The 25,977-nt window shown below is 54.6% G+C and carries 27 protein-coding genes and 1 tRNA gene; 12 read left to right on the forward strand and 16 right to left on the reverse strand.

The features are described from left to right. Positions 1-25 precede the first annotated feature (25 nt). Positions 26-1,582 (reverse strand): GTPase HflX, encoded by a 1,557-nt coding sequence (gene hflX, locus ACXM2N_RS07035; protein WP_458487246.1) that lies wholly within the window; start codon positions 1,580-1,582, stop codon positions 26-28. A 261-nt stretch (positions 1,583-1,843) separates the two neighbouring features. On the opposite strand from hflX, the gene ACXM2N_RS07040 reads away from it, so the two are divergent. The 3 genes from ACXM2N_RS07040 (at position 1,844) to ACXM2N_RS07050 (ending at position 4,500) form a co-directional block, all read left to right on the forward strand. Continuing rightward, complete coding sequence (locus tag ACXM2N_RS07040) at positions 1,844-2,590, forward strand: hypothetical protein (protein WP_458487248.1); 747 nt, start codon at positions 1,844-1,846, stop codon at positions 2,588-2,590. A gap of 124 nt (positions 2,591-2,714) precedes the next feature. After that, on the forward strand, positions 2,715-3,239 hold the full coding sequence (locus tag ACXM2N_RS07045) for a hypothetical protein (RefSeq protein ID WP_458487250.1): 525 nt from the start codon (positions 2,715-2,717) through the stop codon (positions 3,237-3,239). A 289-nt stretch (positions 3,240-3,528) separates the two neighbouring features. Continuing rightward, complete coding sequence (locus ACXM2N_RS07050; RefSeq protein ID WP_458487252.1) at positions 3,529-4,500, forward strand: hypothetical protein; 972 nt, start codon at positions 3,529-3,531, stop codon at positions 4,498-4,500. A gap of 217 nt (positions 4,501-4,717) precedes the next feature. Here ACXM2N_RS07050 and dapF read toward each other — a convergent pair whose 3' ends face one another. The 3 genes from dapF to ACXM2N_RS07065 are packed head-to-tail and all read right to left on the reverse strand — an operon-like array spanning position 4,718 to position 7,012. Continuing rightward, positions 4,718-5,593: a diaminopimelate epimerase gene (gene dapF, locus ACXM2N_RS07055; protein WP_458487254.1), complete on the reverse strand. Its 876-nt coding sequence runs from the start codon at positions 5,591-5,593 to the stop codon at positions 4,718-4,720. Next, positions 5,586-6,509: a tRNA (adenosine(37)-N6)-dimethylallyltransferase MiaA gene (gene miaA / locus ACXM2N_RS07060; protein ID WP_458487256.1), complete on the reverse strand. Its 924-nt coding sequence runs from the start codon at positions 6,507-6,509 to the stop codon at positions 5,586-5,588. The genes dapF and miaA overlap by 8 nt, the downstream gene beginning before the upstream one ends. Further along, positions 6,506-7,012: a hypothetical protein gene (locus tag ACXM2N_RS07065; RefSeq protein ID WP_458487258.1), complete on the reverse strand. Its 507-nt coding sequence runs from the start codon at positions 7,010-7,012 to the stop codon at positions 6,506-6,508. Before ACXM2N_RS07065 ends, miaA begins: the two co-directional genes overlap by 4 nt. Before the next feature lie 380 nt (positions 7,013-7,392). Between ACXM2N_RS07065 and ACXM2N_RS07070 the strand changes: the two genes are divergently transcribed. The 3 genes from ACXM2N_RS07070 to ACXM2N_RS07080 all read left to right on the forward strand — a co-directional run bounded on the left by ACXM2N_RS07070 (position 7,393) and on the right by ACXM2N_RS07080 (position 10,261). Next, the gene (locus ACXM2N_RS07070) at positions 7,393-8,733 is read left to right on the forward strand and encodes a DUF349 domain-containing protein (RefSeq protein WP_458487260.1); all 1,341 of its coding nucleotides are present in this window, start codon (positions 7,393-7,395) and stop codon (positions 8,731-8,733) included. A gap of 232 nt (positions 8,734-8,965) precedes the next feature. Continuing rightward, positions 8,966-9,109, forward strand: a complete 144-nt coding sequence (locus ACXM2N_RS07075) for a hypothetical protein (protein ID WP_458487262.1) — start codon at positions 8,966-8,968, stop codon at positions 9,107-9,109. 15 nt (positions 9,110-9,124) lie between these two features. Then, the gene (locus ACXM2N_RS07080) at positions 9,125-10,261 is read left to right on the forward strand and encodes a hypothetical protein (RefSeq protein WP_458487264.1); all 1,137 of its coding nucleotides are present in this window, start codon (positions 9,125-9,127) and stop codon (positions 10,259-10,261) included. A gap of 65 nt (positions 10,262-10,326) precedes the next feature. Here ACXM2N_RS07080 and ACXM2N_RS07085 read toward each other — a convergent pair whose 3' ends face one another. The 5 genes from ACXM2N_RS07085 to ACXM2N_RS07105 all read right to left on the reverse strand — a co-directional run bounded on the left by ACXM2N_RS07085 (position 10,327) and on the right by ACXM2N_RS07105 (position 15,056). Beyond that, entirely contained in the window at positions 10,327-10,980 is a 654-nt protein-coding gene (locus tag ACXM2N_RS07085) for an Rv2732c family membrane protein (RefSeq protein ID WP_458487266.1), read from the reverse strand. A gap of 57 nt (positions 10,981-11,037) precedes the next feature. Beyond that, positions 11,038-12,570 carry a tRNA (N6-isopentenyl adenosine(37)-C2)-methylthiotransferase MiaB gene (miaB, locus tag ACXM2N_RS07090; RefSeq protein WP_458491062.1) on the reverse strand — a complete coding sequence of 511 codons (1,533 nt, stop codon included), beginning with the start codon at positions 12,568-12,570 and terminating at the stop codon, positions 11,038-11,040. A gap of 202 nt (positions 12,571-12,772) precedes the next feature. Next, entirely contained in the window at positions 12,773-13,354 is a 582-nt protein-coding gene (gene recX, locus ACXM2N_RS07095) for a recombination regulator RecX (protein ID WP_458487268.1), read from the reverse strand. Between the two features lie 73 nt (positions 13,355-13,427). Further along, entirely contained in the window at positions 13,428-14,537 is a 1,110-nt protein-coding gene (recA, locus tag ACXM2N_RS07100) for a recombinase RecA (protein WP_458487270.1), read from the reverse strand. Positions 14,538-14,849: 312 nt separating this feature from the next. Next, positions 14,850-15,056, reverse strand: a complete 207-nt coding sequence (locus ACXM2N_RS07105) for a DUF3046 domain-containing protein (RefSeq protein WP_458487272.1) — start codon at positions 15,054-15,056, stop codon at positions 14,850-14,852. Positions 15,057-15,121: 65 nt separating this feature from the next. On the opposite strand from ACXM2N_RS07105, the gene ACXM2N_RS07110 reads away from it, so the two are divergent. From ACXM2N_RS07110 to ACXM2N_RS07120, 3 genes are read left to right on the forward strand one after another with little or no spacing between them, the layout of a single operon-like run. Continuing rightward, positions 15,122-15,697: a biotin transporter BioY gene (locus ACXM2N_RS07110; RefSeq protein ID WP_458487274.1), complete on the forward strand. Its 576-nt coding sequence runs from the start codon at positions 15,122-15,124 to the stop codon at positions 15,695-15,697. Between the two features lie 44 nt (positions 15,698-15,741). Next, complete coding sequence (locus ACXM2N_RS07115; RefSeq protein WP_458487276.1) at positions 15,742-16,434, forward strand: energy-coupling factor ABC transporter ATP-binding protein; 693 nt, start codon at positions 15,742-15,744, stop codon at positions 16,432-16,434. Beyond that, a complete protein-coding gene (locus ACXM2N_RS07120) occupies positions 16,431-17,048 on the forward strand; it encodes an energy-coupling factor transporter transmembrane component T family protein (RefSeq protein WP_458487278.1) in 618 nt (205 codons plus the stop codon). Before ACXM2N_RS07115 ends, ACXM2N_RS07120 begins: the two co-directional genes overlap by 4 nt. Before the next feature lie 81 nt (positions 17,049-17,129). On the opposite strand, the gene ACXM2N_RS07125 is transcribed toward ACXM2N_RS07120, so the two are convergent. The 4 genes from ACXM2N_RS07125 to pgsA form a co-directional block, all read right to left on the reverse strand. After that, positions 17,130-17,981, reverse strand: coding sequence for a PspA/IM30 family protein (locus tag ACXM2N_RS07125; protein WP_458487280.1), 852 nt, complete (start codon positions 17,979-17,981; stop codon positions 17,130-17,132). 250 nt (positions 17,982-18,231) lie between these two features. Next, complete coding sequence (locus ACXM2N_RS07130) at positions 18,232-18,552, reverse strand: helix-turn-helix domain-containing protein (RefSeq protein ID WP_458487282.1); 321 nt, start codon at positions 18,550-18,552, stop codon at positions 18,232-18,234. A gap of 132 nt (positions 18,553-18,684) precedes the next feature. Further along, positions 18,685-19,218 (reverse strand): CinA family protein, encoded by a 534-nt coding sequence (locus ACXM2N_RS07135; RefSeq protein WP_458487284.1) that lies wholly within the window; start codon positions 19,216-19,218, stop codon positions 18,685-18,687. Between the two features lie 53 nt (positions 19,219-19,271). Continuing rightward, positions 19,272-19,856 carry a CDP-diacylglycerol--glycerol-3-phosphate 3-phosphatidyltransferase gene (gene pgsA, locus ACXM2N_RS07140; protein WP_458487286.1) on the reverse strand — a complete coding sequence of 195 codons (585 nt, stop codon included), beginning with the start codon at positions 19,854-19,856 and terminating at the stop codon, positions 19,272-19,274. Positions 19,857-19,935: 79 nt separating this feature from the next. Between pgsA and ACXM2N_RS07145 the strand changes: the two genes are divergently transcribed. Together ACXM2N_RS07145 and ACXM2N_RS07150 are read left to right on the forward strand one after the other, a co-directional pair. Beyond that, on the forward strand, positions 19,936-20,235 hold the full coding sequence (locus ACXM2N_RS07145; protein WP_458487288.1) for a YciI family protein: 300 nt from the start codon (positions 19,936-19,938) through the stop codon (positions 20,233-20,235). Between the two features lie 73 nt (positions 20,236-20,308). Next, positions 20,309-20,381 (forward strand) — tRNA-Thr (locus ACXM2N_RS07150). A 72-nt stretch (positions 20,382-20,453) separates the two neighbouring features. Here ACXM2N_RS07150 and ACXM2N_RS07155 read toward each other — a convergent pair. Together ACXM2N_RS07155 and ACXM2N_RS07160 are read right to left on the reverse strand one after the other, a co-directional pair. After that, positions 20,454-21,569 carry a TerC family protein gene (locus ACXM2N_RS07155; protein WP_458487290.1) on the reverse strand — a complete coding sequence of 372 codons (1,116 nt, stop codon included), beginning with the start codon at positions 21,567-21,569 and terminating at the stop codon, positions 20,454-20,456. 329 nt (positions 21,570-21,898) lie between these two features. Further along, positions 21,899-25,048, reverse strand: a complete 3,150-nt coding sequence (locus tag ACXM2N_RS07160) for a DNA translocase FtsK 4TM domain-containing protein (RefSeq protein WP_458487292.1) — start codon at positions 25,046-25,048, stop codon at positions 21,899-21,901. 1 nt (position 25,049) lies between these two features. Between ACXM2N_RS07160 and ACXM2N_RS07165 the strand changes: the two genes are divergently transcribed. Next, a complete protein-coding gene (locus ACXM2N_RS07165) occupies positions 25,050-25,244 on the forward strand; it encodes a hypothetical protein (protein WP_458487294.1) in 195 nt (64 codons plus the stop codon). 32 nt (positions 25,245-25,276) lie between these two features. On the opposite strand, the gene ACXM2N_RS07170 is transcribed toward ACXM2N_RS07165, so the two are convergent. Beyond that, positions 25,277-25,930 carry a TIGR03085 family metal-binding protein gene (locus ACXM2N_RS07170; RefSeq protein ID WP_458487296.1) on the reverse strand — a complete coding sequence of 218 codons (654 nt, stop codon included), beginning with the start codon at positions 25,928-25,930 and terminating at the stop codon, positions 25,277-25,279. Positions 25,931-25,977: the final 47 nt, after the last annotated feature.

The raw sequence follows: 25,977 nt of genomic DNA on the forward strand, positions 1-25,977 counted from the left end.
CGACACTAAGTGTTTTCCTGTCTAGTTAGATCTGAAACTCGCGGAGCTCATCAGCCAACTGCTGTGGCAGGCGCACATCCACACGGGTTCCTTCCGCTACATACTCTTCAGCTAGTACGGTTCCGTACTCGTGCAGACGAGAAACGATATCACCTCGGGTGAATGGGATGAGTAGTTCAACGTGCGCATCAAGGGAGTTGAGGAACAGTTCGACGCGGGCTTCAAGCTCAGGAATTCCCTCACCAGTATGCGCAGAGACGAACACCACGTCATCCAACGCGTGGCGCAGTTCCGCTAAAACTAGCGGATCAGCTGCGTCGATCTTGTTCACCACGATGATCTCCGGTGGCGCTTCAACCTTAAGCTCGCGAACGATATCACCAATAACACTGTTGACGGCCTCGATCTGCTTGAGCGGAAATGGATCAGAACCGTCTACTACATGCAGGACCAAGTCTGCTTCAACCACTTCCTCCAAGGTCGAGCGGAACGCTTCCACCAACTGAGTTGGAAGGTGACGGACAAAGCCCACGGTGTCGGTAAAGACCACAGCGCGGCCGTCGGCAAGTTCGGCGCGACGAGTTGTGGGGTCCAAGGTCGCGAACAAGGCGTCTTCCACCAGCACGCCTGCACCGGTCATGGCATTGATCAACGAAGACTTGCCGGCGTTAGTGTAACCAGCGATAGCAATCTGCGCGATGGTTGATTCACGGCGGGACTGCCGCTTGACCTCGCGCGCAGTCTTCATCCCCGATATTTCCTTGCGTAGCTTTGCCATATCCGTTCGAAGGCGACGGCGATCTGCCTCAATCTTGGTCTCACCGGGACCACGCAGGCCCACGCCACCATTGGATCCAGCGCGGCCACCAGCCTGACGGCTCAAGGCTCCACCCCAGCCACGCACACGGGTGATCAGGTACTCCATCTGCGCCAGCGATACCTGCGCCTTACCTTCCCTGCTCTTCGCGTGCTGTGCGAAGATGTCGAGAATCAGCATGGTTCGGTCAATGACCTTCACGTCCAGAGCCTTCTCCAGCGCAATCATCTGGCCAGGAGAAAGCTCACCGTCGCACACCACCGTGTCAACACCGGTAGCAGCGACGATATCCTTTAGCTCGGCCACCTTACCGGAACCAATGTAAGTACCAGGGTCTGGTCTGTCGCGCTTCTGGTAGAGCATTTCCACCACCTCAGAGCCCGCGGTCTCGGCAAGAGCCGCAAGCTCATCCATGGTTGCCTCAATCTCTGCGGTGGTGCCCTCGGTCCATACTCCAACCAAGATCACCCGCTCAAGGCGAAGCTTTCGGTACTCAACGTCATATCCGTCATCCTGATCAGTTGCGCGGATTTCCGAACCACGAGTGAGACGGCGAAGGGAGGAACGAGCCTCCAAATCCAATTCACCCACGGTTGGTGATGTCGCGGCCATCTCATCGGCTTCCGGATGCAAGAGACCCGAAAGGTCCTTACCTTCTGCATCCCGGCCGCCTTCAGGCACCGTCGGAAGGTGGTCAGCAAAAGCCTGTGCCAGCAAATCATCGTTGTTTGCGCGTGACTCAGGGGTGTTAAAAGCTTTGCTCAAAAGTTGTTCATTCCTCAATTAAATTGATGCGCACGTGCGCGGATAAGAAGGTAAATGAGAATACATCGCCCCAGTTTATAGTAGGAGCCACCCAACGTGCCTTAACGGTGGAAAGTGGACGTTGTACCGTCCTTACCTGCGGACTAGCCATCGTCGTCTCCTTGGAATTATCCATTGCCTATAGCGCTTTGTCATGTGGCTATATTCCCCTCGACCGTGTGATATAAGGAATCGCCACGAGAAGATGTAGAATCGCGCAGTATGAGTGAAGATCTTCGTAGCCTAGGCATGAATTTTGACAAGTGGCAGGACGCCGTGGAGGCGGCTATCGCTACCAATAAGCTGTCCGTGACCGGCGAAGTCCGCGGAGGCCAGCTTATCCAATACGCAGATTCCTCCGGCGCACAGATCAACATCCTCGCGGTTGAGCCTTTCGCTACTTTCGCTGGCTTTGCCTCCCAAGTACAGTGCTTTGCCCATGTGTCTATGTTGAATGACGTGCTGGCGCTGTGCGACATTGTCGACTACAACGGCCAGCCAGTCACGAGCGTGACCTGCAACTTGGCACAGGGACCGCTGCTTGTCGACGAACCAGAGCAGCGTTGGCAGCAGTTGGCCATGACCGCCCTCGTGACCGAGCACGAATATTTCGAATCCGTTGAAGCCTACGAAGCAACCCACGATGGCCCAGTTGGCATCCTAGAGTCACACGGCGCAAAGGCCATTGGCAACGGCGCGGTCGTCCCAGATGCCTCCGCCACGTTCACCGCCCGAGTGCTAGAAGCCGACTTTAGAACCAACGCACTGACTGGTGATCGATTCATTCACGCAACAGTAGACGGCTCTTTCGCGTTTGATCTGTGCATCCCAGATTCCGGTGTACTTCCAGCCAAGAACTCCGTCATCACAGGCAAGGCGCTGATGGCAGGGTCCCTCATCGCGCCACAAGGATGCGGTGGCGATGGTGGTGGCTGCGGTTCCGGAAGCTGCGGTTGCGGTGGGCACTAATATTTAGGCCACAGCCCCAACCACAAGCCATATTAAAAAGCTAGCTCACAGCACGATCGATGCGCTGTGGGGCTGCTCATTATCACATCCCCCACAGCGCTATTGTGTTAGATTGGCACCTGATATGCCGGAACTAGATAACATCTCTCCGCAGCCTAATAGGCCACGAGTCCTGTTGGCAGCGCTGCTCATTCTGTGCATCGTACTCATTATTCTTCTGAAAATGTGGGGTGTAGTCCTAGCACTGCTCCTCATAGGTTTTTCCGCACTTTTTATCTTTTTCCAACCACGAAACCGGGAAGCCGAAGCACTACGCTTATCCATTGAGCTGTCTCTGCAAGATATTGAGACCACTTTGGCCGCGTTCGAACATTTCAAGTACTCCGGTGACGCTGACGCGATCGCTGATCGAACCCTACACCGCCCAGCCCTCCTCAACACCGATTCCACAAACAAGGACATCGAGGAATTCCACTACTTAGAATCCACCAGCAAGCGTTTCATCAACCGCGTCCACGCAAAGCTGGCAGGCGAGCTCAGCGTGGGCCAGCTTGAGTCTCTCCTATCTATCGCCGACCGGCGCTCTGACCAACTTGAACAAGCATGGGTTGCAGCACGGCGTGCGGCGTTGGAATTGGGATCTGAGTAAATCCTTTTTGCCTGCCTAATTACCCCCAGGTTGGTGGAAACTAGCGCCATTAAGAGTTTTCAAATCAAATTTTCAGAATGCGAATGCAAATTCTTAGAAATGCAGTTCAGCAGTGAACGGAAATTCTCAGAAAACTAACGCGGCCACGCCTCTGTGTTGCCCAGGTCACTTAATCCCCTGAACGGCACCGCTTTGACTTTTAAGATGAGACGCAATTACTTCCACTTATCTCTCGAGGCTTGGAACATTCTCCTCACCCAGGTCTCAACAGAATTTGAAAGGTAATCTCATGGGCAATCCGGCTTTCCAGGCTCCTCACGCTGACTCCTTTACTACTGACGAGTTCGGCATCATCCGTCTCCGCAAGCAACACCATCTCACCGATGCCGCGTCTTCGCTAGCCGAAGCAGCTGGCTCTCAGCGGATCATCCGCCTCAGCCGGTCCTCATTCATGGACTTCGCCCAGTTCCACAACGCACTACCGTGGCACCAGCACCTACTTTCCACAGCAGCTAACGCTGGCGATTTTCACAACGCAGTAATTGTGGGCCACTCCGCAGCTCTGTGGCATGGACTGTGGATTTACGATCACGCACCAACCGAAGTAGAACTACACCGCTGCCCCGCCACCCGAGGCTTTGACACTGGAATTCGCCACTACGATGCGCCGGTGACAGAAGAAGATGAAACGATAGTTGACTCCCTACCTGTCACCACCGTTGCACGCGCCATCCTGGATGTGCACAGGATGCACGGCCCTGGTGCTGCTTTTGTCACGCTATGCAGCGCCCTCAAACTAGGGCTATGCACTACAGCTGACATCCAAGAGGCGTACGACAAAGTAAGTTGGAAACAACGCCTCAGTGGTCTCGACCGTGTACTAAAGCACGCTACCGGCAGCCATAACTCTCCACTGGAGGCAATTGCCCACGCACAAACTGCACTCACTCAGTTTGTGGATCTCAACCCCCGTAAAGAAGGCAACACCTTTATTCTTTCAGAAGGAACCACCTTCACTGTGGACACCACAGCGTGCCCACTGAATGATCAAGCCCTAGCCCAAGAGCAACCTCAAGATTCTATCGATGGCAACGCCACAACTGCACATACCACCGGCCCCGATTCCAAGGTCGTTAACGCAGCCAGCATTTTCAGTGGTGGTTTCCTCACAGACATCCTCACACCGCTGTGCGAAGACGATAATGAGATCGTTCCATTGAACGAACGTATCAGGGCCGAGTTGGCCAACATGTTCTTTTAGCTAGTCTCCGCTCACTTCCGCGTAGTAGCCTGCCGGTAAAACAGCCAACTTTTCCTGTCACCGGTATGTTCCTGATCAGGCGGAGAGAACGTGGACTAATTCCAGAGAGGAAGTTCTCCCTACTTCTGGATGAAGCAGGGAGTCTTCGTGAATGTCTTATTCCGCACAACAGTTTCGGGGTTCCAGATGAACTGGGGCAAAGCTACAATGCAGGCGATTACTGGAGCTGCTCGTGTCCCTCGATATCGATTGTTCCTTCAAACACAATCTTTGACGGCCCCGTGAGGGTTGATTCATCGCCATCAATAGTAACTTCCACCGTGCCACCTGGCACATGAACGGTGACAGTGCCGTCAACGTGGCCAGCATCTGCTAATGCGCTGCGGGCTGCGGCTACAGTGCCGGTTCCACAGGATCGGGTCTCGCCACAACCACGCTCATAGACGCGCATATGTACGGCGCCATCCTCTAGCGGGGTGAGGATTTCAACGTTGACGCCCTGCGGGAAGAATTCAGCATCAAACTTCGGTTCTACTAGATCAAGGTCGGCCAAATCCCCAGCAGTGAGGTCAGGGACTACACACGCAAGATGTGGGTTACCCATGTCCACGCCCAAGCCTGCGAACTTTTCCTCATCTATGAAAGCGCTTGACACTCCGGTGACCTCTGCGGGCCCCATGCCCACGGAAACGGTTGCATTAGATGTATCGCAGTCGCTCACCACCACAGGCTTTGCCCCGGCGCGCGTTCCTACCACGAACTCGTCAGAAGCAACGAGGCCACGGGATCGTACAAAGTGAGCGAAGACGCGAGTGCCGTTGCCGCACATCTCGGCGATGGATCCGTCGGCGTTGTAATAGTCCATGAAGTAGTCGTCATCATCAATGCCCTCCTCCACAGATTCAAGTACACCAGCTTGTTTCAGCGCACCGGCAGTGGCTACTCGGAGCAGACCATCACCGCCAATTCCTGCGCGGCGATCGCACAGCTGGGCAACGAACTCGGGCGTGAGGCTAAGCTCAGCATTCTCGTCGTGGAGGATGACGAAGTCGTTTTCAGTGCCGTGGCCTTTAGTGAAATTTAATTTAGTCATGGAGTTCTCCTTTGATGACGGCGAGTGCTTGGGCCAAGGTGTCGTCCTTGGCGTCGAGCCAATGAATACGTTTATCCCGATTGAACCAGCTGCGCTGGCGGCGAACGTAGCGCCGTGTTCCGGTAACGGTGCGTTCGAAAACCTCGTCCCAGGTAAGTTCGCCTGCCATTGATTGAAGTACTTGGGCGTAGCCAATGGCACGGCCGGCGGTGGATTCAGCGATCAGGCCGCGGTTGTCCACCAAGTCTTTAACTTCGTCAATCAAGCCTTGGTCGAACATCATTCTGGTGCGCTGCTCAATACGGGGGTTGAGCCACTCGGGTGTTGTACGCAGGCCAAGGATAATGGTGTCCCAGCGAGGCGGAGCGTCCTTGGGCGGTTGGCTGGCCTTGAACGGCTGGCCCGTTAGTTCGATTACCTCCAAGGCCCGCACGGTGCGACGAGGATCTTTGTCCTCAATGATCTCGGCTGCGGCTGGGTCCACTTGCTTCAGCTGCGCGTGGAGGGCATCAATACCCAACTCTTGGAGCCTTTTTTCCCAGCGTGCACGCACTTCAGGATCTGTAGGTGGGAACTGCCAATTATCCAACAGTGCCTGGGCATAGAGCATAGAGCCGCCCACGATGATCGGCGTCTTTCCGCGTGCCATGATATCTTCCACATCCGCCACGGCGTTTGTCTGATAGGTGGCCACGCTTGCGGTTTCAGTTACGTCCAATACATCGAGTTGATGATGCGGGATACCCTCGCGTTCGGCTTCGGTGAGCTTGGCGGTGCCGATGTCCATGCCGCGATACATCTGCATGGAATCCACGTTCACTACTTCACCGTCGAAATGCTTGGCCAAGGCAATACTCAGAGCAGACTTGCCGCTGGCTGTTGGGCCGACCACTGCAATGGGGCGAATAGCCATCATGCTTCACCTCTCACAAGGCCTACATAGCGTCCGACACCCAAGGTGGTGTCATGGGCTAACAATTCGCCCTCTACTTCACGCTTTCCGACGATCTCCGCAAGCTGGCACCACGGCACTGGGTCCATCACACCACGGTCTGAGAGCCAGGCGGCGTCCGCTGAACCGTCGCAGTCTCCTGCCACCAGCCTGCGGCACCAGGCGTCGGCTTCGATTGCACCGCTCACGAGCGCCAGCGGCGCTCGGTCCGTGAGCCCTGCGGAGCCATCTGCAACAACGACGGTCAGCACACCAGCAGCCAGCGTGTCTACCTCCTGCCGAACGTCGGTAATGAGGTGCTCGTGTTCGCCCAGCGCGTAGCGTGCCACTAGCTCCCCCAGCTGGTGCCCGGCAGATACGGTGACGTGGGGTGCTCCCCACGCGGCGAATGATCCATCGATTTCAGTACGGTAACTAGAGTCCTCGTGCACCACCAATTCAATCCGCTCCGGACGAATCGAGTTCACAGCCCGCCTAATGGCCGTAATCAGTTCATGCGACGGTTGATGGGCTGGGGCGAGTTCATGAACCAGCGCAGGTGAAGATGGAATTACGAGCAACGCACATTGAGATGGTTCGAGTGGCGCCTGATCTACCGAGGGCGCGGATACGGCTGTGATGTTCAATCTCCCTTTGCCATATAAATCTGAATGTTTAACGCACACCATCTTAACGCCCCGTCACCCCAGAACGGTGAACAAACCCTATACGCAACCCTCGCCAACCGAGTATGTTTTTAGATGACATATGTGTGCCTTTAGGGAAACCTTTCGAGCAGAATGTGTCACTAGCTAATTTTTTCGGCACCCGCGTCGCGCGGGATGATTTTTTAGGCAAGGTAATTCACATGAGCACTCCTTCTGCACCAAAGCCAGGCCCAAAGCCAGGCCCAAAGCCAGGCGCACGCCCTGGTGTAAAGCCAAGTGCCCCAGCAGGCCACCGTCCGGCCCCTTCCCCTGCCCGCACAAGCAGCGATCCATCCAAGTTTGGTCGCTACGATGACGAAGGCAATGTCTACGTCACAACCGCCAACGGTGAGCGTCTGGTAGGCAACTGGCAGGCGGGAACCCCAGCAGAAGGTTTGGCACATTACGGTGCTCGATATGATGACCTTGCCACCGAGATTGGTCTGCTAGAAGCTCGTCTCGTCAGCCACCCCTCTGATGCACAGCACATTAAGGAAAAGGCCACTGAAATTCGCGAGACGCTACCCGAAGCCGCCGTCGTTGGTGATATAGACGCGTTAGACAAGCGCCTCGGTGCCATCATTGATAACGCAGATGACGCAGACTTGAAGGCTAAGGAACAAAAGCAGGCTCGTCGCGAGCAAGCCATCGCACGTAAGGAAGCATTGGCCGCTGAGGCGGAGGAAATAGCAGAGAATTCCACCGACTGGAAACTTGCTGGTGACCGAATCCGTGAGATCCTAGAAGAGTGGAAGACCATCCGTGGCATCGATCGTAAGACTGATGATGCACTATGGAAGCGCTACTCCCGCGCACGCGATTCCTTCAACCGACGCCGTGGTTCGCACTTCGCGGAGCTGGATCGCTCTCGCGCGAAGGCAAAGCGGGTGAAAGAAGAATTGGTAGAAAAGGCTGAGGCCTTGAAGGAGTCCACCGATTGGAATGACACTGCACGCGCTTTCCGTGACCTGATGGCCGAATGGAAGCAGGCTGGCCGAGCACCGCGCGATGTTGATGACAAGCTATGGGCAGCATTCAAAGGTGCACAGGATTACTTCTTTAATGCCCGAAACGCACTCAATGAGGAGCGCGATCGCGAGTTCGATGAGAACGCGAAGGCCAAGGACGCGCTCATCGCTGAGTATGACTCTCAGATCGATCCCGACAAAGATCTAGAGGGTGCTCGGACCAAGTTGCGTGAGTTGCAGGAAAAGTGGGAAGAGATCGGATACGTTCCACGAAACAAGGTTCGCGAGTACGAGGATAAGATCAAGAGGCTAGAAGCACGCGTTGATGAGGCAGCCAACTCTGAGTGGCGCCGCACCGACCCAGAAGCTCAGGCACGCGCTGCTCAGTTCCAAGCAAAGGTAGATGAGTTCACCGAGCAGGCCAAGGCCGCCGAAGCCAAGGGTGACTCCAAGAAAGCTGCGGATCTACGCGCCCAGGCAGCGCAGTGGCAGGAGTGGGCAAACGCCGCTTCCTCCGCTGTTGAAAACCGCTAATCATTAGATATTGGCCTCAACCGGCGTCCTGTAGACAACGATCAGCTGTTGTCTGCAGGACGCTTCATTTTTTAAAGCGCTGAGCACAAGCCCCTCTCCCATCTAGCGTCATTTTCGGGCCTTGAGCTGCTACTGAGTGGTCAGTGCGCTTAGACTCCTTCTGCACGGTCGAGTCGCGTTCTCAGGCCTATTTACCAGAACCGATGCTTTTAGCATGTAAAGAAGAGACATCATGACGCAACGCACTCGGGCTTTCGCATGGCGCGCTCGAGCCAACAGTGGCGATCTTGCTTTAGCAGCTGCGGTTGGCGGCGGTGTTGCCCTGGAAGTGTGCCCACGGCTTTTGGCTTGTGCACTCAACCTGCGTGGGGTTTAGGTAAACTCGCAATTCATGAATGCACCCAGGCAGATCGTCACCGTTGACCGCCCATACGAGGGCCAAGAACCCAGCAGTTTCCTTAGGCAGTTTCTGTTTTCCGCAAACATGCAAACCCAAGATCTCACTGGGGATCCATTACTAAGTGAGTCGGCTGATTCCCTGATCGAGGAGCTCAAGGGGACCCCAGTTAAGGACACCATCATCCTTGGTCTATGCGACGAACCTGCCCGCAACGCTATGGGGTTAATGCCCGCCACTGTGGCACAGTCCGCCACCGAAGCCGAGGATCCTCTTCCAAGCACACTCGGTTTTGTGCATGCCACCGCACCGCTGGACACCAACCGTGAAGTATTATGCTGCGAGGTCATCCTAGACGCGGAAGTTCTTCCGCTACCGGATGAGAAAGTGGATGAGGCGGTCATTGGCATTCTCCGCGAGCTGGTTGAAGCTAGCATTGCCCTTGGCATGCGGCTGAATCGTCCCGCTATCCAGTTCTGGCTGCGCTGTCCCGTTGAAACCTCTACCCTGCACGAGGCCCTCACTAACGTGCTTTCTGCAGAAGGCTTTAGCCAAGTGTATGAGGACGTCCACGGTTTCATCCCAGCTAGTGCGGTGGAGCCTCGCAGTTTTGTCGCCGGCGAAACTGCCGAACTTCGCGATGGATTCGATGTCCTCTCCTACCGCGAACACGATGTTCCAGAGCACCTATTGGAATCAGTCCTTGAATTGTTCAATCAAGGAGACACAGACGTTCCCACCGGAGAATTGGTCCACACCCCCAAAAAGTGGACAGCGGAGCGCGTTACTACTGCGCGTGACATCACGCTTGACCGAGGCGATGAGATTATCTCTACCGTGCTCATCAAAAACGGGCAGGCAGTCGCTATTACTGACATCGCCCGTCCCGCCTATAGCGACAAAACAGTGGCGGAACAGACCTTCACGCTTGTACACCGCAATTACCGAGGACAGGGCGCGGGATTACTCATCAAGAAAACTGGGCTGGCGCGCGCCAAACACCTATGGCCAGAGGTTAAGAAGTTCTACTGTGACTGTGCAAGCAACAACTTCGCCATGTTGGCAGTGAATAGGAAACTTGCCTTTGATGGAGGCGCTAGCACCATCGTTTACCAGAAGGTTTTTAACTAAGAAAAGGAAAACGGCGCAGACCTGTGGGGCCTGCGCCGATTTTTAAGACCTTCGAATGAGTTTCACTAACGATTCTGATGGCGCTCAGTGGCCCTCTTACGGCGGTCATCCACCAGTAACGGGTTGTAATCGCCCACGTTATTCTGCTTGGTCACCATGGCCGAACGTTGGGCGTAGCCAACAGCATCAAGATTTTCGTGTTGCGCGCGCTGTTCAGCCAAGTCCTTCTGCTCCTCCGTGCGACGGAAGATCAGAATGGAGTAGCTGATCACTAGCAAGATAACGGCAATAAGCTCAAAAATGATACCGACGCCTACACCCGGTGCGCCATCAACTTGTTGATGCTGGATCCGCATCCACAGCCCGAAAAGCGAGCTGAACAAAGACATACCAGACAAAATGTACGCGATGGAGGCTACTACTGTGCGGCGGGTCAGGATTGCGAGTCCGTTAAATACAACTACCGCAGCAAAACCAAGGATGACAAACACGCGCTCGGCAAGACGAATGTCGGCCTCTGAGGCGGCCTCTAGGCCAAAAATCGCCTCATAGCCTCGAACCTCACCCGCGTGTGGGAGGAACATGCCCACGACGAAAATCACAAACGCGATGATCAGCGCGATCCCGTATCCGTTTTTGATGCTAATGGACCTAGCGGCTTTCTTCTCCGCAGCGGCAAGTTCAGCCACAGTCACGGATTCCTGCTTGTAGTCAGCCATGAGTTTTCCTATTCCTTGGTATGCGTTACTCAGAGTCTAGTCGCAGTCATACAGCGTTTAGGAGCAACCGCAGCCTTCACCGGTTGGAGCGGATGCTGGCCTGCCGATCTTTGGCAAGCCAAGACCAACGCCCACCGGCGCCGTAGTTGGCACCTTACCTGCCTCACTCATATCTCCAGCCTTGGTACGTCGGTGAGTCTTGACGCCCGCATCGGCAACGAGGAAGAAAGGCGCGGCCTTGGTAACGGTGGTGGTGACAACGTCACCTGGGCGGATCTCTCCGTCAAGCTCACCCTCTGGCTTAAAGTGGACCAAGCGACCGTCGCGTGCACGTCCGGTCATGCGGTGCGTTTTGTTGTTCTTGCGGCCGCCGCCAGCCTGAACGAGCAACTCGACCTCAGACCCGATAAGTTTCTCGTTCTCCTCCAAACAAACCCGTTCCTGAAGCGCGAGCAGTCGCTCGTAGCGTTCCTGAACCACTTCTTTAGGAATCTGGTTCTCGTACTCCGCTGCAGGAGTACCTGGGCGAGGTGAATACTGGAAAGTATATGCAGAGGTGAAACGCGCCTTTTCTACCACATCAAGGGTTGCTTGGAAGTCTTCCTCAGTCTCGCCAGGGAAGCCAACAATGATGTCAGTAGTAATAGACGCATGAGGAATCTTGGTGCGGACCTCATCCAGGATCGCCAAGAACTTCTTGGAGCGGTAGGAACGACGCATCTCTTTAAGCACCTTGTCTGAACCAGACTGCAGTGGCATGTGCAACTGCGGACACACGTTTGGAGTTTCCGCCATTGCGTCAATGACATCGGAAGTAAACTCAGCTGGATGTGGGCTTGTGAAACGAACACGCTCGAGGCCCTCGATCTCACCGCAAGCACGCAACAGTTTGGAGAAGGCGGACCTATCACGTTCCATGTCTGGGTCAACAAAGTTCACGCCGTAGGCATTGACGTTTTGTCCCAGCAGTGTCACCTCGGAAACGCCCTGTTCAACAAGCGCCTTCACCTCAGCCAAGATGTCTCCTGGACGGCGATCCTGCTCTTTACCGCGCAAGGATGGGACAATGCAGAAGGTGCAGGTGTTGTTACAGCCTACGGATACTGATACCCAGCCGGCATAAGCAGACTCACGTTTTGCCGGGAGCACGGATGGGAATTGCTCAAGAGAATCAACAATCTCCACCTGAGCTTTCTCATTGTGCGCCGCGCGGTCCAAAAGCGCAGGCAGCGAGCCGATGTTGTGGGTACCGAAAACAACATCTACCCAAGGCGCCTTATCTACAACGGTTTGCTTGTCCTTCTGTGCGAGACAGCCGCCAACGGCAATCTGCATACCGGGTTGGTTCTCCTTGACAGTACGCAGCTGGCCAAGGGTCCCGTAGAGGCGCTTATCGGCGTTTTCACGGACAGCACAGGTATTAAATACCACCAAATCAGGCTCAATTCCCTCAGGAGCTGGGGTGTAGCCGGCGTCTTCGAGCAGGCCAGCTAGACGCTCAGAATCGTGAACGTTCATCTGGCAGCCGAAAGTCTTTACCTCGTAAGTGCGAGCTCCGTCGATGGAGAGATCGCTTGGGTTTTCATTCAACTGTTCTTGCACTGAAATTCGGGTAGACACGAGGTCACATCTTAGCGGAGAACACCGTAGTTCCCTAGTCACCGCCTCAACCACAACACTGGTGTTCTTTCACACACCGCAATTGGGTAAACAACGAACGTAAGTCCCGTGTTGAGGGTCGTACATCACGACTCAACGTTGCCTCAGGATCCGGCTCAACGGGGATCTGCGCCTACAGGGTGTTAATCCGATCATCAAGTGCCTTCTTGGCAATGTGCAGGCTCATTGATTGGTTGAACCCACGCCGAGCTAGGACTCCCACTACCCTGCGCAAGGCCTTATCGTAATCAGCACGCCCAGCCGGTTTAGCTTTAATGGTGCGGGCTTTCTTTTCTGCCAAACCGCGAGCTATATCTTCCTCAGATTCGGCGGTGATCTGCTCCAAGGCTGAAGATCTTATTGACTGAGCAATCCCCTTATCCTTTAGCTCCCGGTCTAGAACTGTTCGCGATTTCCCTCGACGCTGGTGACGCTGGCGCACCCATTCAAAAGCAAACATCTCATCATCGAGCAGCTTTGAGGCTTCGAAGTCATCCAAAACCATATCCACCAGAGCATCTTCAAACTCTAAGGCGATAAGGCGTTGCCGCAACTCCGAGCGTGATCGGGCTCGCTGATCAAGCAATAACAAACCGCGGCGCCTAACTTCCGCCTTATCCTCTTCCAGCTTGCGATCAAACAGTTCACTGCTGTTGGAATCAAAATTTTCTAAAGCTTGCTTGAGCTGGAGAATTTTTTCTTCTTGAGTAGTCATTGTGTTGTGTCACAAACTAATGGGAAAGCGTATGTTTAGATCGCCACGGTTATCAAACTCGTAGGGCGCGATTTTACTCGTCGTCCTCATCATCGAAGTCGATGTTAGGAACCATATCCACCGGGTCATCAGTGAGCTCATCAGACTGTCCCGCGTACTTGCCAATGGAAAGCTTGCGGAAGATTTTGTCCTCAATCTCGTCTGCAAGTTCGGGAGAATCCTTCAGGTATAAGCGCACTTTCTCTTTACCTTGCCCCAGCTGATCCCCCTCATAGGTAAACCAAGAACCGGACTTCTTTACAATCCCGTTCTCTACCGCCAGGTCAATGATGGAGGACTCGCGTGAGATACCCTCACCGTACATAATGTCGAACTCAGCAATCTTGAACGGCGGGGAAACCTTGTTTTTTACCACCTTCAGACGAGTACGGTTGCCAATGGCATCTTGGCCGTCTTTAAGAGTCTGAATACGGCGAACATCACAACGAACGGATGCGTAGAACTTTAGGGCCTTACCACCGGTTGTAGTTTCCGGTGACCCAAACATCACGCCAATCTTCTCACGGAGCTGGTTAATAAAGATTGCAGTCGTGCCGGAGTTGTAGAGCGCACCGGTCATTTTACGTAGCGCTTGGCTCATCAGGCGGGCCTGCAGGCCGACGTGGCTATCACCCATCTCACCCTCGATTTCCGCCTTAGGGGTGAGGGCTGCGACGGAGTCAATGACGATGATGTCAATGGCACCCGAACGGATCAGCATATCTGCGATCTCTAGTGCCTGTTCACCAGTGTCCGGCTGAGATACAAGTAGCGCGTCTGTATCAACGCCAAGTTTACGAGCGTAATCAGGGTCAAGGGCGTGCTCCGCATCAATAAACGCGGCAATACCTCCGCCCTTCTGCGCTTGAGCGATAGCGTGTAGCGCGACGGTAGTCTTACCAGAGGATTCTGGGCCGTAAACTTCAACAACACGACCACGGGGGAAACCGCCAATGCCAAGCGCCACGTCAATTGCCGTGTTTCCAGAAGAAATTGCTTGGATAGGTGGACGATTATCATCCCCCAAGCGCATGACTGCACCTTTACCAAAGTCCTTCTCAATCATCTGCAGCGCAGCATCAAGTGCTTTCTTGCGGTCATCACCAGTTGCTGGGCCTGATTGTGCCTTTTTCTTAGCAGCCATAGTAAGTTCTAATTCCTTTTGATAAATGTTCTACTTTTTAGGGCGCGGAGCCGGATTCCATTGTCCGCGAATTACCTGAAGCTTTTTGGTAGCAACGCCTCAACTTAGTTGGACTGTTTTTAGAACCATTCGGTTCCCGTATGCAATCAACTAGCGGCAATCTTAACGCCACCTCTCGACAATACACACCAAGTTACACGCACAAATGTTCGAAACTCAAGTTTGTTCGAAATAACATTTTTAAATCACTACATCGCGGCTTCAGCACCAAAGCCCTACAGCTTCTCTCCGTAGACTTAAGCTCCGTCAGGCTCATACATCCCTACCTAGCCTGCGCTCCTCAGGCACATCGAAATCATCACAGAGCCCTCGCCATACATCGCTCGGGTTAACACCCTTTTCAATAAGCTCACGCGCAGTCCCACCTAGCTCTAAAATCACGTGCGAGTCTTTAATCCACTGTGCTTTCTGGTTGCCAAATTCATCCGTGACAAGCTGGTCGAATTCCGTAAGTCGCATGGGGTCAATCATACTCACCCTAGATCGATTGACCTGAACACTGTTCAATTATAAGCTTGACCACCATGAGCACCGTTTCTACCGAGCGTTCAAAGGCACTGGACCTCGCCTACATCGCTGTATTCGCGGCTTTACTCATCGTCCTTGCTTTTGTCTCTATTCCGGTAGGCACCGCCGGGGTACCTATCGTTCTCCAGAACGCTGCGATAATCCTTACTGGCCTCGTTTTAGGGGCTAGGCGTGGGTTTCTAGCTACGGGATTGTTCTTACTCCTGGGCTTGTTTGGCCTCCCCGTACTCGCTGGTGGCCGTTCAACGTTGGCTGCATTAGCGGGATCTACGATCGGCTACGTCGTTGGTTATCTCATCTCCGTGGCCGTGGTGGGCACGATCGCTTACCTGGCCCCGCGCAGCTCCGCACAACGATTCTCCGCATTCGCTCTAGCCGGCATCGCAGGTATGGCTATTCAGTATCTTTGCGGAATTGTTGGGCTCCATCTAAGAGCGCAATTAGATTGGGCCCCTGCATTCGCCGCCCAGATCCCATTTCTCTTGCCAGATATGGTCAAGACTGGCGTCGCCGTTGTCATAGCTCACGGCGTGCATTCAGCGTTCCCTCACTTGATAGGCAAGAAGCGCTAAGATCTAACGAGTCTGCTCTCCACGCCGTAGCCAAGGATCTCACAATGCCAAAGATTCAGTTCCAGAATGTCTATGTGAATTTTGACGAGCGTAGCGTTTTAAGAGACATCAACTTGGAGCTCACACAAGATCGCATTGCGATCATTGGGGCCAATGGTGGCGGTAAGTCCACTCTGGTACGGCTGATCAACGGACTCCAAGATCCGTCTCAAGGAACGGTAACGGTTGACGGCTTGGATGTGGCAAAAGCTGGGAAGCAAGTTCGGCAGAAAGTGGGCTTTGTCTTCTCTGATGCAGACAATCAAATCATCATGCCCACTGTTGGAGAGGACGTGTCATTTTCTCTCCGCAGACTCGGACTATCCAAAGCTGAGCGCAAGGAAAAAGCCCGAGAAATACTGCGCCAGTACGAGCTAGACAGCCACATTGACGACTCTCCCCACACTTTGTCCGGTGGGCAGAAGCAGCTCTTGGCGCTGGCGTCGGTGCTGGCGGTGCGCCCAGATGTGATCATCGCCGACGAGCCAACAACTCTGCTTGATATGCGCAACAGGCTCATGATCGCCGAAGTTTTTAAGTCTCTCCCCCAGCAGCTAATTACTGTTACGCATGACTTAGACTTCATCCAGGATTTTGATCGCGCCATTCTTATCCACCAGAACGAGGTTGCCGCTGACGGTGCACCACCCGAAGTTACACGCGAATACGTGGGTTTGATGGAAAGCAGCGCACCATGATCCAGGAAGTGCCACTAGGTGTCTATGTTCCTGGTAATTCCGTTCTGCACCGCGCGCCCGCAGGGGTTAAGATCGCGTGGCTTATAGTGTTTATTCTTCTGACAATGGTGCTTCTGCACACCGTTACTTTAGTATCGGCCTCGCTCGTTTTCGTGACTGCGCTCTTTGTTATTGCACGAATTCCAGCTAGGACGGCGTGGAACCAGATTTGGCCAGTCTTGCCATTGCTGCTTGTGCTGGGCGCGTTCCAATGGTGGCACAACAGTTTCGTTTTCGCTTACGAGGTTGTCGGAAGCATTTTGGTGGGCCTTCTCGCCGCCATCGTTGTTACGTTGACGACGCGGCTTGAAGATACCATTGACGCGGTGTCTAAAGGGCTTAAGCCGCTTGACTCAGTAGGTATTCCCTCAGCCAAGATCAGCCTAGCCATCTCTCTCACCTTGAGGCTGCTCCCGTTGATGCTCGCTACGGTCAGTGAGGTGCTCGATGCCCGCAAGGCGCGCGGTGCACACTTTTCAATTCGCGCCTTTGGTGTCCCCGTTTTAGTGCGCTCACTCAAAAGGGCGGAAAAGATGGCCGATGCCCTCATAGCTAGAGGCATAGACGAACTGTAAAACAGCAAAAGGACTACCTCCTCAGAATGAAGGAGATAGTCCTTATATATTTCCTACTAGCCTATTCCGGCATTGGAAAAGTTACTCGCCCCGCAGCTCGCGCAATTTCTGGGCCACGGCGTCGTCGGAAGCAGATGGCTGCGCAACGTCAGAATTAGACTGTGGCGCCTGCTCGATGGACTGCTGAGAAGTAGAAGCACCCTTGCCCAGCTCACCGGCATTCATCTCGGCGCGGATCTGCTCAAGACGAGAATGTCCTGCCAGCTGCACCCCTGCCTGCTCGATCTCAGCCATGCGGTTTTCAACGGAATTCTCTGCCAACTCCGCAGAACCTAGCGCGTTGGCGTAACGACGCTCGATCTTCTCGCGGACCTGGTCCAAACTTGGGGTGTCGCGGTTGGTGATCGAGTTCATGGACTGAAGAGACTCTGCAACCTTTTCCTGCATCTTTGCCTGCTCCAGCTGGGAGAGCAGCTTGGTGCGCTCAGCAACTTTCTGCTGCAGCACCATGGAGTTACGCTCTACTGCCTTCTTTGCAGATTCAGCCTGCATGAGAGCTTGATCGTGCAGCTTCTTGGTGTCTTCCACACCTTGTTCTGCGGTGACGAGCTGTGCTGCGAATGCTTCAGCGGCGTTCTCGTACTCGGTAGCCTTCTTAGTATCGCCCTCTGCGCGTGCCTTGTCTGCCAGCTGGATAGCCTGACGGGTGTTTGCGCCCAGTTTTTCAATCTCAGCGAGACGACGGTTCAGCTGCATCTCCAGCTGACGCTGGTTACCGATAACTGCCGCAGCCTGCTGGGACAGTTCTTGGTGCTGGCGCTGCGCATCTTCAATCGCCTGCTGGATCTGTACCTTCGGGTCTGCGTTTTCTTCGATCTTGGAATCGAAGAGTGCCATCAGGTACTTCCATGCCTTGACAAATGGGTTCGCCATTTCTTTGGTGGCCTTTCAGATAGAGAGGGTTTTTACTAAGTTTTTAACTGGCCTAGCACAGTGAACTAGGCGATGACTGCCATCATAACGCAGTGATCGGTATGTCGTGGGAGACGTCGGCTCTTAAAAGAAAGGAAGCAGGTCTACTCCCCGTATGTGGGGAGGAAACCTACTTCCGCACCGAACACCGACATCACACCTTTACTCTCCACCAACCTCAAGCATTGATGTGTCAGGTGGAGGCGGATAACTAGACGCGAGCCAGATCAGCTTCAGCATTGCGAACTACCATGGAGCCCGCTGCCTCAATCAGAACATTCGAAACGCTGGTTCCCAGAGCATGGCATACAGATGCAAGGAGCTCGGAGGACACTTCCTTGCGTCCGCGTTCCAGCTCAGAGAGGTAACCGGGAGAAACACGAGATGCTTCTGCGAGTTCGCGGAGGGTAATTCCTTTGTCTGCACGGAATGAGCGCAGTGCAGCACCCAGTGCTTCACGCAGCAGCGGCTCTGGAGTCGATGTCTTCTCTGAAGCGATCGGCTTTTCTAAAACAGCTGTATATTTCATCATCGTTTAGTTAAACGCACCTTTTCCTTATTTTGTTCCCAGAAGCGCAGAAAAGTTGCGCGGATTTAACTCAACCTTCATTTCCTGCTCGAATAATAGCACGTCAGTTAAAGCCACATTTTGTGCAACCAGATCTTATTCGCTGCTCAGCCCTGGTGCTGAAAGCACATCGAGCAGTACTTTTAGGGCATAAGTAACACATCGGTTGCGGATCTCGTTACGCCCGCATTCCCCTAACGGTTTCTTTTCATCGACTGGCCCATCGGGCTCAACACGCCCAACGTGTGCTACTCCGCTAGGCCCTGCTACAGCAATCCACACTTCCCCGACTGGGTGGCCGTCTTGCTGGGTGGGGCCAGCGACGCCGGTCAGCGCCACAGCCCAAGTGGTCCGACACCGCTCGCGAGCTCCCAGAGCCATCGCTTCGGAGCACTGCTTACTCACTACCCCGAAAGAATCAATTACGCTGGCAGGGACTCCCGCCAGCTCGCGTTTCTGCGACTCACTGTAGGTAATCAGACCGCCCTCTAAAGCGGCACTGGCACCTGGGATTCCGGCGATGGCAGCACTGAGCAATCCCGCGGTGAGCGACTCACACGTGCTGACGGTTTCCCCACGCGCGATAAGCGCGTCTACCACGGCTGCTGCTAGGTGCTGTTGGTCTAGCACTACGGCCTCCCGTTCCATTGAAAAAACCCGCCGATACGATCGGCGGGCAACCATTATTGCTGCTTCAACTTGCGGGCGTCGAGAAGATACTGAACACCCGTGACCACGGTTACTGCAACCGCAATCAACATGACGATGAACACCGGAATAGCGGCCCAGATTGGCAATGGCAGCAAGTAAAGGGCGACGGCAAAGGACTGCAGTACAGTTTTGAGCTTTCCCCCCTTGGACGCCGGTACAACATTGCCTTGACGCAGCTCAATCATGCGCCAGAAAGTAATTCCTAGCTCACGCACCAAAATCACGATGGTGATCCACCACGGCAGAGCACCCACTACGTTCAAGCAGATGAGTGCGGTGGCCATAAGCGCCTTGTCAGCAATCGGATCAGCAATCTTTCCGAAGTCAGTGATCAGATTGCGCTTGCGGGCTATGTCACCGTCCAGTTTGTCCGTAATCATCAACGCAGCGAAGCAGATAAATGCCCACCACATCCAGCCGGTGTGTTGATTGTCACCTTTAAGCACCAGCCACGCAAAAAGCGGAATGACAATGATGCGCAGGCTAGTGAGCACATTGGGCAGGTTGAAGTTGCTCGGAGCGCTTCGCTGGGACTCTGGATGGTGTTGCTGATTCACGCTAACCCACTGTACCCGCTCGCCTAAGCTAGCTGCCAAGCGCGCCCCAATTTGATGAAAGATTTCCTAAGCTTAAGGAATGACCATCTTTGCAGTTACATACAGCTACCCCGCGGATTCCTCGAAGATCACCGAGATCCGCCCGCGCCACCGAGAGTTCCTTGGTGAACTTAAAAAGGACGGCAAGCTCATAGGATCTGGACCGTTTACTGACGGTGACGGAGGCGCGCTCATCGTCATCTCGCTTGCCGACGACGCCACCATCGCAGATGCACAGGCGCTCATGGATCAGGATCCGTTCCACACCGAATCGGCCCTTACGGGCCGCACGTTCCAAACATGGAATCCGGTGCTCAACGTATTTGGTTACGAGGCCTAAAATAGAGCCTTGACCTGCTAAGTTGTTAAAGTGGTGCCTCATTGGTTAATCTTTAGCAAGTCGAAAGACAATCGCCCCCTTAGCTCAGTCGGCAGAGCGTTTCCATGGTAAGGAAAAGGTCGACAGTTCGATTCTGTCAGGGGGCTCTCTTTATGCCCTCATTAAGGCAAAAATAATCCGGCGCCGCAACTTCGCGGCGCCGGATTATTTGTTTTTATTTAGCGTTTGGTTCCCTTGCGATTGGAGTGTGCTTCCGTCTCGGGGAGGTCGCCACTGTCATCGGTGGTGTTGTCATCATCAAAACGCATCTTTGCTGGGGACTTGTGCACTTGGATTGCGCCTTGTGCTTCATCCCGCTTGGTCTTGATCAGGGATGCAACGACCGCGATCGTCAGGATACCGATGATCACAAGCAGCGATACGACGGTTGGGATCTCGACAACGTGTACTGCTTCACCGCCATTGACGAACGGCAGGTTGTTCTCGTGCAGCGCATGCAGAATCAGCTTCACGCCGATGAAGCCCAAAATAGCGCCTAGGCCGTATGGCAGGTAAACGAGGCGGTCCAGGAGACCGTCGAGCAAGAAGTACATCTGGCGGAGACCCAGCAGCGCAAACGCGTTGGTGGTGAATACGATGTATGGCTCAGAGGTGATGCCGTAGATAGCTGGGATAGAGTCCAGCGCGAACATGACATCGACCATGCCAATGGACATCAGCGCTACGAACAGTGGGGTGACGGCAAACTTAGCGTTGTGTTTGCTGAACAGTCGGTCCTTGTCGTAGTTAGGCGTCACTGGGACAACCTTGCGCAGCCACTTAATAACGCGCATGTCATTAGGGTCGGTCTCAGGCTCGTCCTTGATCTCATCAATGATGAGCTTGACGGCGGTGTAGATGAGGAAGATGCCAAACAGGTAGAACACCCACGCCCACGCGTTAATAGCAGCAGCGCCCAGGAGAATGAACACCAGACGGAAGATCAGCGCTAGCGCGATACCGATGAGCAGTACCTTCTGCTGGTACTTGCGCGGAATCTTGAACGAGCTCATGATCAGCGCGAACACAAACAGGTTGTCTACCGACAGTGCCTTTTCAGTGATGTAGCCAGTGAAGAACTCTAGGCCGTGCTGGTGCGGATTGCCCGGCTCGCCCCATGTAAACCATAGGAATACGCCAAACAGGCAAGCGAGGACCACGTAGAACAGAGACCACCAAGCAGACTCTTTCAGAGTTGGTTCATGCGGGGTACGTACGTGGGAGAAAAAGTCGAAAATGAAAAAGCCAAGGATCACGACACCCGTGATCAGCCAAACAGTAAGGTTTACTTCCATAAAAAAGACCTCCGGTCTCATTCGGAAAAAGCGGATGAACCGGAGGTCTCCCCCGCCCACATCAAAAATGTGGACCGATGCGACCGGGAAAGGTAACCACTTACCTCATGGTTTCTTTGCCGTGTTGACGACCAGCATCGTAGATTTGGGGTACTCCCCTCCATAACGAGACACCACTTTACACAATCTCGTTAAATTTGCCGACTCTCGCGCGTAATTTTTGGGCTCTGGGATCACCTATTCGGAGCACGCTGCCTGCTCATTAGACCGCCGCACAAAAACGCCAGCCGCTGAACCAAAGGTTCAGCGGCTGGTAGGTGCGTTTTTAATTAGAAGGCATTGTTCGACGGGTTGTAAGTGGCCTGCTGCGTAGTGCTGCTTACATCTGCGGCGGGGGCCTCAGGATCCTCCTCCTTTGGCGCGGTAGCAGGATCGGCGCCCTTGATCATCCAGATCGTTGTATCCAGCTCCTCCGGCTTCACCAACACCTCGCGGGCCTTGGAACCTTCGGACGGACCGACCACGCCACGAGACTCCATGAGATCCATCAAACGACCTGCCTTAGCAAAGCCGATGCGCAACTTACGCTGCAGCATGGATGTAGAGCCTAGCTGGGAGGTGACCACCAGTTCTACGGCCTCGAGGAGATCATCCATGTCCTTGCCAATGTCATCGTCGATGTCCTTCTTGGCATCGGACTGCTTGTCCTCCGTAACACCCTCGGTATAGTTGGGCTCACCCTGCTGCTTGGCCGCATCGACCACTGCTTGAATCTCCTCATCGGAGACAAAAGCACCTTGGATGCGGATGGCGCGACCGCCTTGCGGAATAAAGAGACCATCGCCCATACCAATGAGCTTTTCAGCACCCGCTTGGTCCAAGATGACTCGGGAGTCTGTGAGCGATGAGGTAGCGAATGCGAGACGCGATGGCACGTTGGTCTTGATCAGGCCGGTAACCACGTCCACGGACGGACGCTGCGTTGCCAGCACGAGGTGTATACCAGCGGCGCGCGCCTTCTGGGTGATGCGGACGATCGAGTCCTCGATCTCCTTAGGCGCGGTCATCATCAGGTCAGCCAACTCGTCCACGACACACACGATGAATGGGTATGGACGGTACTCACGCTGGGATCCCGCAGGGGTCTGAATCTCGCCTGTGCGCACCTTGCGGTTGAAGTCTTTGATGTGACGTACACGGGCGTTTTTCATGTCCATGTAGCGCTGTTCCATTTCCTCAACCAACCACTGCAAAGCGGCAGCGGCCTTCTTTGGCTGGGTAATGATAGGCGTGATCAGGTGTGGAATACCCTCGTACGGCGTAAGTTCCACCATCTTTGGGTCCACCAGAATCAGGCGCACATCATCAGGCGTTGCGCGGGTGAGCAAAGAAACTAGCAGCGAGTTCACAAACGCGGACTTACCGGAACCGGTGGAACCGGCGACCAGAAGGTGTGGCATCTTCTGCACGGAATGGGATACGAAATCGCCCTCAATGTCTTTGCCTAGACCGATCAACATTGGATCTGGATCGTTCTTAGACTCCGCGTCGTTGAGTACGTCCGCCAAGCGAACCATCTCACGGTCTGTGTTAGGTACCTCGATGCCCACGGCGGACTTGCCGGGGATCGGGGTGAGCAATCGAATATTGTCATTGGCCACGGCATACGCCAAGTTGGACTGCAGGTTGGTGATCTTAGATACTTTCACACCAGGGCCCAGTTCAATCTCGTAGCGAGTTACTGTCGGGCCTCGGCTAAACCCAGTGACATGAGCATCTACCTTGAATTCCTCGAACACATCACTGATTGCCGCGATCATGCGATCATTAGCCGCGGAATGTGTCTTCGGGGCGGCACCTGCAGTGAGCAGAGCTGTGCTTGGCAGTTCGTAAGTGGATTGTGGCTGAATCACCTGAGCTTGCTGCGGTTGTGGCGGTGTTTGTTGCGGAACAGCTGGCGTAGCCGTGGACGCCTGTCGGACCGCCGCAGCACCCTCTGCAAGGTTGCGGCCGGCTTCTATCACATCCTTGGCCGGCTTAGTAACACCCTGCGCAGCCCCTGCTGCACTCGCGGCAGCGCCGGCCGCCGCAGCACCTGCAACCTTTGCAGCCGTATCGACTGCCTGAGCGACGCCGGAGGCTGCAGAGCGTGCCGGACGCGGCCGCGGTTCCTTGACCACCGGCAATTCATCAGTGTCCGTGATGCTTCGCGGTGCGCGTGCTGATGCAGGCGCCGACTGAGCTGGTTTCGGTTTAGGGTTTGGTTGAGCGTCGAAAAGCGAAGTTTCCTCACCACGAGGGATGACGGCGGTGGCGTCATCATCCACTGGGTAATTGTCCATAGGGGTGCGAGATTTTGTCAGCTTGGACTTCATGTTACCTGCGCGCTGTTGCTTACGGCGTGGCTCCTCAGTGCTGATCGCTCGGGTGGACTCGCGGTGGAAACGGTCGGGCTCAGCAAAACCCTCCTCAGCGCGAGAAGAAATCTGGCGATCAACGTGCCCGTACTGATCGTTTTCATCAGCTTCCTCATCATCGTCCACCACGGGACCGTAGATGAGATCCTTTACAGCATCCACTAGCTCGCGAAATGAAATGCCAGTGATTTTCTGCGCACCGTACACGATCACGATGACCAAAAGCAGGATAGCTAGGTAGACAGTGAAACCCGCAGCCAGCGGCCCACCAACGTAGGCGCCGATAGCGCCGCCTGCTTCACGACGTGCCGGCCAATCGCTCGGGTTGCCCGCGAACAGGTGGATCAGGCCGAGCATGGCAATCACGATCAGGCCCGTACCTAATCCAACGCGCCCACGGGACTCGACGTGTGGAACGTACCCGAGCATCAAGACCACTGCCAAAGCCACTAAGAGAACCGGCAGGATCAGCGCGCCAGCGCCGACAACAGCGTGTGCTGCTAATGCGATGGCAGCACCAATGGGGCCGGCAATGTTGAGCCACACTGAAGCACCCAAAACCACCGCAAGGGCAATGAGAGCCAGCGCAGGAGCGTCGAGGCGACCTGGCTCTACCTGCTCGTAGCGGGTGTGCATATCAAAGTCGCGGTTCTTGTCGCGGTTTCGTTTCAGCATGCCCGTGTGCTCGGGGGTTTCGTCCTCACGGTCATCCGCGTCGTCTACTGCAGGCTTACGACGGCGAGGGCGCTTAGCCATCGGCTGTTCATCCACCTCATCACGGCTCTTGCGGGCCTTGCTTCGCGACGTGCGGCGGTCTGGTTGATCATCGTCCTCATACGCAGCGTAGTTATCGTGCTCGGTGTAGAGGTCATCCTCAGCCATGTCACCGGCGTAGTCATGACGTGGCATCAGCGCGCCGATGCCACGAGTCACTGCTCCTAAACCGCGTGCGGTTGCGCCGAACGCGGATGTGATGCCACCTCCTACAGCACGGAAAGCGCTGCCGGTCCTCTCGTTTGAGGTGTCGGCAGCGCGTCGCGCGGAGTTTGAAGGGTAGGCCACTGTGGAAGCTCCTCTCCTGCTTCTTCCACCTGGTCCAGAGGCCCCAGACGTGGATCGTCGTGAGCCAGGGGTTGTGGTTGAGCCTCGGGTTGATCCGCGCCTAGGTCTGGCGTTTGTGGTGGACGTGCTTCTGACAGTCATGGCCTACAGCTTAGCCACTTCAATCACATCCATCACACTTGAAACACTGGTTTAAGAGTGATTTTTATCAAATAACATTAGTCTAGTCTAGACACTTGTTATTTTGATGCGCTGGCGGGGATCGTGGACTTCCACCTCAGCCATGTCACGGCCGTAAAGCCACAGCAAAATCTCGCCCGGCCGTCCTTTAACTCGAGCCACATCTTGACCGTCCTTGCTCACACCGCGCTTATCCACCACATTGATCGGGCGACCGCCGGTTACTTCAAAGACCACTGATCCCTTGGAGGCTGCAAGCATCCCCTTGCCGAAGATCTTGAGAATCTTCATGAGGGATTCCTCATCTTCCTCGAACACACCATAGCCTTCCTCAGCTAGGTGCTCCGCGAGCCTATCTTTATCCCAGGTACCGCGCCGGACGTCCTCTGCATGGACGAAATGCTCCGCAGCGTTCATGAACCGATCGAAAACCCTAGCCGGATTAAGCCCCTTAGGACCACTACCCCACTGAGCGACAATGTCCTCATACGGAGTAGCTTCAAGCTTTCGCTCCTCCGCTTCAAGTTGGGACTTGAACGCTGGAATAAACATGCCTGCCGCTGCACGAGGTTTATTTTCGCGCAAGAACAGATGTACGGCCATGTCCTTGTTAGTCCAACCCTCGCACAAGGTTGGGTGGTCCTGTCCCTTTTCCAACAACAATTCACGGAGGCGATCACGGTGGCGAGATGAGAAAGTCATAGTTTTAAGTGTACTAGCCCTTTGCTGGTCACCACAGAATGCATTAA

Source organism: Corynebacterium sp. ZY180755, assembly GCF_054331495.1.

Excerpts from the sequence above, each read along its gene's own strand:
- ACXM2N_RS07075 (WP_458487262.1), top strand. The coding sequence starts at position 8,966 with ATGACGCAACGCACTCGGGCTTTCGCATGGCGCGCTCGAGCCAACAGT.
- ACXM2N_RS07120 (WP_458487278.1), top strand. The coding sequence starts at position 16,431 with ATGATCCAGGAAGTGCCACTAGGTGTCTATGTTCCTGGTAATTCCGTT.
- ACXM2N_RS07130 (WP_458487282.1), bottom strand. The coding sequence starts at position 18,552 with ATGATGAAATATACAGCTGTTTTAGAAAAGCCGATCGCTTCAGAGAAG.
- ACXM2N_RS07155 (WP_458487290.1), bottom strand. The coding sequence starts at position 21,569 with ATGGAAGTAAACCTTACTGTTTGGCTGATCACGGGTGTCGTGATCCTT.
- ACXM2N_RS07115 (WP_458487276.1), top strand. The coding sequence starts at position 15,742 with ATGCCAAAGATTCAGTTCCAGAATGTCTATGTGAATTTTGACGAGCGT.
- ACXM2N_RS07170 (WP_458487296.1), bottom strand. The coding sequence starts at position 25,930 with ATGACTTTCTCATCTCGCCACCGTGATCGCCTCCGTGAATTGTTGTTG.
- recX (WP_458487268.1), bottom strand. The coding sequence starts at position 13,354 with ATGACTACTCAAGAAGAAAAAATTCTCCAGCTCAAGCAAGCTTTAGAA.
- ACXM2N_RS07080 (WP_458487264.1), top strand. The coding sequence starts at position 9,125 with ATGAATGCACCCAGGCAGATCGTCACCGTTGACCGCCCATACGAGGGC.
- recA (WP_458487270.1), bottom strand. The coding sequence starts at position 14,537 with ATGGCTGCTAAGAAAAAGGCACAATCAGGCCCAGCAACTGGTGATGAC.
- ACXM2N_RS07105 (WP_458487272.1), bottom strand. The coding sequence starts at position 15,056 with ATGCGACTTACGGAATTCGACCAGCTTGTCACGGATGAATTTGGCAAC.
- ACXM2N_RS07110 (WP_458487274.1), top strand. The coding sequence starts at position 15,122 with ATGAGCACCGTTTCTACCGAGCGTTCAAAGGCACTGGACCTCGCCTAC.
- miaA (WP_458487256.1), bottom strand. The coding sequence starts at position 6,509 with ATGATGGCTATTCGCCCCATTGCAGTGGTCGGCCCAACAGCCAGCGGC.
- ACXM2N_RS07145 (WP_458487288.1), top strand. The coding sequence starts at position 19,936 with ATGACCATCTTTGCAGTTACATACAGCTACCCCGCGGATTCCTCGAAG.
- ACXM2N_RS07050 (WP_458487252.1), top strand. The coding sequence starts at position 3,529 with ATGGGCAATCCGGCTTTCCAGGCTCCTCACGCTGACTCCTTTACTACT.
- ACXM2N_RS07085 (WP_458487266.1), bottom strand. The coding sequence starts at position 10,980 with ATGGCTGACTACAAGCAGGAATCCGTGACTGTGGCTGAACTTGCCGCT.
- dapF (WP_458487254.1), bottom strand. The coding sequence starts at position 5,593 with ATGACTAAATTAAATTTCACTAAAGGCCACGGCACTGAAAACGACTTC.
- ACXM2N_RS07070 (WP_458487260.1), top strand. The coding sequence starts at position 7,393 with ATGAGCACTCCTTCTGCACCAAAGCCAGGCCCAAAGCCAGGCCCAAAG.
- ACXM2N_RS07040 (WP_458487248.1), top strand. The coding sequence starts at position 1,844 with ATGAGTGAAGATCTTCGTAGCCTAGGCATGAATTTTGACAAGTGGCAG.
- ACXM2N_RS07125 (WP_458487280.1), bottom strand. The coding sequence starts at position 17,981 with ATGGCGAACCCATTTGTCAAGGCATGGAAGTACCTGATGGCACTCTTC.
- ACXM2N_RS07045 (WP_458487250.1), top strand. The coding sequence starts at position 2,715 with ATGCCGGAACTAGATAACATCTCTCCGCAGCCTAATAGGCCACGAGTC.